This window comes from bacterium (assembly GCA_035371905.1).
GTDB lineage: Bacteria > Ratteibacteria > UBA8468 > B48-G9 > JAFGKM01 > JAMWDI01.
The window spans coordinates 1-6604 of the sequence record DAORXQ010000090.1; the positions used below are offsets into that span (position 1 = coordinate 1).

Below are 6604 nucleotides of genomic sequence, written 5' to 3' on the forward strand. Positions count from 1 at the left end.
ATTTCATCAGTAACGGTCTATCCTTTTTTGATATTGTTCTTTTATAAATTTCTTCAGGCGTTGCTTTTAAACATATCAGAATTCCATTTTTTTTTAAATTATTGTAATTTTTTTCTCTTATAACAGCACCTCCTCCTGTTGCAATAACACAATTTTTATAATTTGATACCTCTTCAATAATTTTTTCTTCTATTTCTCTAAAATATTCCTCTCCTTTAACTTCAAATATTCTTACAATTCTATCTTTTTCTCTTTCTTCTATTAATTTATCAGTATCAACAAAATTCATATTTAACCTCTTAGCAAGTAATATTCCTACCTCAGTTTTGCCTGTTCCCATAAAACCAATAAGTACAATATTCTTTTCCATTTATTAAAAGATTTTTAAAACCAGTATTTTTTTATTCTTTCAATATAAATTCTATAATTTTCTTTTAAATCATTGAGAGAATCACCAGCAAACTTCTCTATATATTCAGAGGCGAGAATAAAAGCAAGTAAATTTTCTCCGATTATTGAGGCAGGAACAACTGCGCATATATCACTTCTTTCATATTCATATTTTTTTTCTTTAAAATCCCTTATATCAAAAGATAAAAGTCCTCTTTTAACAGTCGGTATTGGTTTGAAAAAGCATTTTATCCATAAATCATTTCCATTTGTTATTCCACCCTCTATGCCACCAGAATTATTTGTTTTTCTGTAAACTTTATTTTTATAAAAAATCTCATCATGGAATTCAGAACCAAATAATTTGCTTCCTCCGAATCCAAGTCCTATTTCAATACCCTTAACTCCGGGGATACTCATCAAAACATATGAAATCTTTGCATCTATTCTCTTTTCCCAGTGGACATAACTGCCAAGACCGGGACAGATACCCTCAACTATAATTTCAAAAATCCCTCCTATGGTATCTCCTTTTTCTCTTGCTTTATCTATTTCTTCCATCATTTCTTTTTCTCTTGAAAGACATCTAACAGGTGAATTTTCTATTTTTTCATAACTCTTTTTTATTTCTTCTATGCTTCCTTCATCTTCTATTTTTCCTATTTTTTTTACCCTGCTATAAAATCTGACATTAAACTCTGAAAGAAGTTTTTTACATATTGCTCCAATTGCTACTCTCATAGCTGTTTCTCTCGCACTTGCTCTTTCAATCACATTTCTTAAATCCTCATAATTATATTTTAAAAACCCACATAAATCAGCATGTCCTGGTCTCGGTATATATCTTTCTTTTCCCTCTTTCTTCTTTTTAAAATCCATAAATTCTTTCCAGTTTTCCCAGTCCTTATTTTCAATTAAAAGAGATATTGGAGCACCTGTTGTTTTACCATTACGAATACCACTTAAAATTTCAACTTTATCCTTCTCTATCTTCATCCTTTCTCCTCTGCCATATCCTTTCTGTCTTCTTTCAAGTTCTTTATTTATATCTTCTACATCAATGGATAAATTCGAGACCATACCTTCAAGAATTCCAATTAGACATTTTCCATGAGATTCACCAGCAGTAAGAAATCTTAACATCTTTTCTCCTTAAATTTTAAATACCTGTCTATAATTATAACTTAAACTTTATTTTTTAAAAAGCCCGCGGCCGGATTTGAACCGGCGACTTACGCATTACGAATGCGTCGTTCTACCACTGAACTACACGGGCACATTTATAATTTTACCATTTTTTAAGAGATATTTTTAGTTAAGAAGGAAAGAAGATAAAGTTTATCAGCAGATTAATATTAAACCATTATTACTTAAAAATGTTTTGCAAATTGAAAAGTTTGAATATTTTTATTAAATGATACATCTATTTCTAAAATTTTTTTTATTTAAGAACGACGAGATTTAAGTTTTTTATAAAATAGCCCTGAATTCTTCTAAATACTCATTTAAAATTTTCCTATCTTTGCTTTCAATAATCAATCTTAAAATTGGTTCGGTTCCAGAAGGTCTTATGTGAATCCAGCCATCTTTTCTTACTATTTTTACTCCATCAAGATAATCTATCTTTTCTTTGCTGTACTTGTTTTTTATCTTTTTCAGTATTTCTTTAATTTTATGGGGTTCAATTTTATATTTTTCTTTTACCATAAAATATTCAGGAAATTCAGAAACTACTTCCGATATTTTTTTTTCTTTTCTCGATATATAATCAAGAATTAAAGCCATACCAACAAAACTATCCCTTCCATAGTGAACAGATGAATAAATAACTCCTCCATTCCCCTCACCACCTACTAATGATTTAATTTTTTTCATTTTTTCAACAACATTTACCTCACCAATTTTTGTTCTGTAAACTTTCACACCAAATTTTTCTGCAATTTCATCTATAACCATTGAGGTTGAAAGATTGACTACTACAGGACTCTTTATTTTTTCAAGAATATTTTTTACACATATAGCAAGAACCATCTCCTCTCCAATTATATTTCCCTTTTCATCAACAATTGCCAATCTGTCTCCATCAGGGTCCTGTGCAAAACCAATATTTGCATTTTTTTCTTTAACAATTTTTGATAATTGTTTTAATGTTTCTTTTTTTGGTTCAGGGTCATGAACAAAAATACCATACGGTTTTTCATTTATTATTTCCACTGTACAGTTCATATTTTCAAGAAATTTTTTTGTGAAAATAGCACCTACTCCCTGACATACATCAACTATTATTTTTAGTTTTTTCTCCTTTATTTTTTCTATATCTACATTGTTATAAATTTCTTGGAAGTATATATCTTCAATTTGTGTTTCAGTTTTGATTCTACCCGGTTTTTTTGATAAGGAAATTTCAGTTTTTTTGTATATCTCTAACAATTTTCTATTTTCTCTTTCATTCAGAAAAGTTCCCTTTGTTGATAAAAACTTAATTCCATTATACTGGAAAGGATTATGACTTGCTGTAACTATTACACCCCCCGCTCTTTTATTTTTTTCCACTGCAAATTCTATTATTGGAGTTGGCATAATTCCAAGGTCAATAACATTTTTCCCTTTTGCAAGAAGTGAAGAAATTAAAGCATATTTTAAAACTTCACTGGAAATTCTTGTATCAGTCCCGATATAAATATTTTTTTCTTTCAAATAAAATCCATAAGCAAGTCCAAATTTGTAAGCAATTTCCGGAGTTAATTCTGAAGGATATATTCCTCTTATTCCTGCAACACTTATTTTAAGTTTTTCAATCATATCACACTCTCTACTTTCAATATTTTCAATAATTCATCCAGATAAATCAAATATTTTTCTATTCCATATTTTTTTAAATTCTCTATTCTTACACTATCTTCTATTTTAAAGGGTCCAACTTTTGTTCTTATAAGTTTATTCTGTGTACCGCCACAACCAAGTTTTTCGCCGATATCTCTGCATAAAGACCTTACATAAGTTCCTTTAGAACATAAAACTTTAAATTCAATATAAGGAAGAGCAATTTTTAAAATTTCTATTTTTTTTATGATAACTTTTCTTGGAGGTGGTTGTATTTTTATTCCTTTTCTATAATATTTGTATAAAGGTTTTCCTTTATATTTAATTGCTGAAATAAAAGGTGGTATTTGTTCAGTTTCTCCTTCAAAACTTTTAATTACCTCAATTATTCTTTCTTCATTTAAATTTTTTATCTGTTTTTCTTCTATTATTTTTCCCTCTATATCATCTGTATCTGTTTTAATACCGAGAAGAACTTCTGCAATGTATTCTTTATCAAAATTCAGAAATTTATTTGAAAGTTTTGTCATTCTTCCAAAAAGTAGGATTAATACCCCTTCTCCAATTGGGTCAAGGGTTCCTCCATGTCCTATTTTATCTTTAAAATTAAATTCTTTTTTTATTATCCTGATTACATCGTAAGAGGTTATTCCTCCTGGTTTATATACATTTATTATTCCATCCATCTCAGTTCTTTTTTAATTAAGGATTCAACTTCTTCCATTTTTTTATTTTCAATAAAACAGCCTGCTGCTTCTCTATGCCCTCCTCCACCAAATTTTTTTGCAATATTTTCAACATCAACCTTACCTTTACTTCTCATACTAACCTTAATACCATTTTCTTTTTCTTTAAATAAAACACCGACTTCAATTCCTTTTATAGAAATTAAAAAATCCACAAATCCTTCTGTATGTTCTTCTTTTGCTTTTGCTTTTTTGAAAAATTCAGCAGGAACTCTCATAAAACATATTTTTTTTCTTTTATCAAATTTCAGTGTTTCAAGTGCCAGTTTAAAAAGAATGACCGATTTTATTGATTTTTCAAAAAATATTTTTTGAGCGATTTTTTCAGGATTAATTTTTGTATCAATTAAATTTTTAGCAATGTCCATTGTATATTTACTTATGTGGTGTAGAAAACCGCATGTATCATATATAATTGAAGTATATAAACAGGTAGCAATTTTTTTATCAATATGTTTCAACTCTTCACATAAAAAATATGTCATTTCTCCTGTTGAAGAAAAAACAGGATTAATCCAGTTAATATTACCGAATTCAGAATTAGTTATGTGGTGGTCAATATTTATAATAAAAGGAATTTTCTTTATAATTTCCTTGACATTCCCTATTCTTTCTAAGTTACCACTGTCTAGTATAATTCCAACTTCAAAATTATCTATTTTTTTTATTTTGGAAAATATTTTTATATGTTTTGAATATGGAAGGAATTTAAATATTGCTGGTATTGAATCCTGATTTATTATTTCCACATGCTTATTTAACTTTTTTAGACATATATAAAGAGCAATTTCACTTCCAATTCCATCACCATCAATATTGATATGTGAAGTTATAAGAAATGAATTTTTATCCTTCATTACTTTAATTATTTCTTCAATCTTTTTTTTATCAAGTGGAGATAACTTTACTTCCATAAAGAATCTCCTTTATAGTTTTTTTCAATTCCTCAATCCCTTCCTTTGTCTTTGCTGAAACAAAAATAAAATCAGGATATCTACTTTTTATTATTTCTATTTCTTCATTAGGTAAAAGGTCAATTTTATTAAATACATCAATTTTTGGTTTATTTTCTATGGCAAGTATTTTTAAAACTTCTGTTATCGTATCTTTCTGTTTATCTAAATTTGGTTTTGAAATATCATAAACACAAATGATTAAATCTGAATATTTTACTTCTTCCAGTGTAGATTTAAATGCCTCAATTAAGTGATGGGGGATATTTTTTAATAAACCAACTGTGTCACTTATAAGACAGATTTTATTATCTCCGAGATAAACACCTCTTGTCGCAGGGTCAAGTGTTGCAAAGAGTTTATCAGCAACATAAAGATTGGAAGAACTTAAAGAGTTTAATAAACTGCTTTTACCAACATTTGTATAACCTAAAAGTGAAGCAGTCGGGAACATTTCTCTTGATTTTCTCAAAACTTCTCTGTGTTTTTCAATATCTTTTATTTTTTCCTTTAATATATGAATTCTATCTTTTATTCTTCTTCTATATACCTCAAGTTTCATTTCTCCAGGTCCTCTTGTTCCAAGTCCTCCTCCAAGACGAGAAAGAGAAATTCCTTGACCCGTTAATCTTGGAAGTAAATAATTGAGTTGTGCAAGTTCAACCTGAATTTTACCTTCTTTAGAATGTGCATGTTCTCCAAAGATATATAGAATTAATTCTGTTCTATCTATAACTTTGATACCAAGAGTTTCTTCTATATTTCTCTGCTGAACAGGAGTGAGGTCTTTTTCAAATATAAGAATTGAAATATTGTTTTTCTGTATAAAATTTTTGATTTCTTCCAGTTTACCCTTTCCAATATATGTTGCTGGGTTTATCTGCTGGAGTTTAATATAGAATTTTTCTATTATTTTTATCCCGAGTGTTTCTGATAGAGCTGTTAATTCTTCGGTTTCTTCTTCTATTTCATAATAAGATTTATCTTTTATTATTACTAATATACCTCTTTTACCAACAAATGTTTCTGGTAAATTCTCAATAAGTTTTTTCACTTTTTCACAATACTTTTTACTTTTAATACAGTTAAAATATCTCTATATCCAATTCCTCTTTTATACCCTGTTTTAGCAGTTTTTCTAAAAACATAGATTTTTTTACCTTTTTTTTCTTCAAGGATTTCACAAATTACCTTTATGTTTTCAAGTTTTTCTTTTTCTGTAATCATTTCTTTTCCATCAAAAAAACATACAGGTTTTAATTCAATTTCTTCACCTACTTTTTTATCCTTAATTCTTAATACTGAAAATTTCAACCCCTCTTTAACCTTAATTTGTTTACCACCGAGTTCAATAAATGCATACATTATTCACTCCTTTTTTCAATAAATTGAATATCTTTCTGTAAATTTTTTATTTTTTCTTCTATTTCAATTTTTTTATTTTTTTCGTTTTCAATTACTTCAGGCGGTGCCTTTTTAAGAAATTCTTCATTTTTCAATCTGTTCTCAATATTTGAAAGTATTTCTTTTAACTTTTCTATTTCCTTTAATTTTTTTTCTTTTTCCTCTGAAATATTTATTATACCATGAAAAGTTATACCGAGTCCACCCCATTTAAGGTGTCTGACAAAAATATCTTTTTCTTCAATAAATCTTTTTATTTCTTTTACACCTGCAAGTTTTTTTATAATT

General features: G+C 27.8%; 8 protein-coding genes and 1 tRNA gene. All 9 read right to left on the minus strand.

Annotated elements, in window-relative coordinates; translation table 11 throughout:
• The coding region (locus tag PKV21_08325; GenBank protein ID HOM27495.1) for a shikimate kinase at positions 1-370 on the minus strand (370 nt) is incomplete at its 3' end.
• Between the two features lie 14 nt (positions 371-384).
• Positions 385-1533 (minus strand): chorismate synthase, encoded by a 1149-nt coding sequence (aroC, locus tag PKV21_08330; GenBank protein ID HOM27496.1) that lies wholly within the window; start codon positions 1531-1533, stop codon positions 385-387.
• Between the two features lie 61 nt (positions 1534-1594).
• Positions 1595-1666 (minus strand) — tRNA-Thr (locus PKV21_08335).
• Between the two features lie 194 nt (positions 1667-1860).
• Positions 1861-3192, minus strand: a complete 1332-nt coding sequence (gene glmM, locus PKV21_08340; GenBank protein HOM27497.1) for a phosphoglucosamine mutase — start codon at positions 3190-3192, stop codon at positions 1861-1863.
• The gene (truB, locus tag PKV21_08345) at positions 3189-3899 is read right to left on the minus strand and encodes a tRNA pseudouridine(55) synthase TruB (GenBank protein ID HOM27498.1); all 711 of its coding nucleotides are present in this window, start codon (positions 3897-3899) and stop codon (positions 3189-3191) included. The genes glmM and truB overlap by 4 nt, the downstream gene beginning before the upstream one ends.
• Entirely contained in the window at positions 3887-4873 is a 987-nt protein-coding gene (locus PKV21_08350; protein ID HOM27499.1) for a bifunctional oligoribonuclease/PAP phosphatase NrnA, read from the minus strand. The genes truB and PKV21_08350 overlap by 13 nt, the downstream gene beginning before the upstream one ends.
• A complete protein-coding gene (gene hflX / locus PKV21_08355; protein HOM27500.1) occupies positions 4848-5966 on the minus strand; it encodes a GTPase HflX in 1119 nt (372 codons plus the stop codon). The genes PKV21_08350 and hflX overlap by 26 nt, the downstream gene beginning before the upstream one ends.
• Positions 5963-6277 carry a 50S ribosomal protein L21 gene (gene rplU, locus PKV21_08360; GenBank protein HOM27501.1) on the minus strand — a complete coding sequence of 105 codons (315 nt, stop codon included), beginning with the start codon at positions 6275-6277 and terminating at the stop codon, positions 5963-5965. Before rplU ends, hflX begins: the two co-directional genes overlap by 4 nt.
• On the minus strand, positions 6277-6604 hold a 328-nt coding region (locus PKV21_08365; protein HOM27502.1), incomplete at its 5' end, for a valine--tRNA ligase. The genes PKV21_08365 and rplU, both read right to left, overlap by 1 nt.

Bases quoted from the DNA above. Each gene is read 5' to 3' on its own strand.
- aroC (HOM27496.1), bottom strand. From the start codon at position 1,533: ATGTTAAGATTTCTTACTGCTGGTGAATCTCATGGAAAATGTCTAATT.
- truB (HOM27498.1), bottom strand. From the start codon at position 3,899: ATGGATGGAATAATAAATGTATATAAACCAGGAGGAATAACCTCTTAC.
- PKV21_08350 (HOM27499.1), bottom strand. From the start codon at position 4,873: ATGGAAGTAAAGTTATCTCCACTTGATAAAAAAAAGATTGAAGAAATA.
- rplU (HOM27501.1), bottom strand. From the start codon at position 6,277: ATGTATGCATTTATTGAACTCGGTGGTAAACAAATTAAGGTTAAAGAG.
- glmM (HOM27497.1), bottom strand. From the start codon at position 3,192: ATGATTGAAAAACTTAAAATAAGTGTTGCAGGAATAAGAGGAATATAT.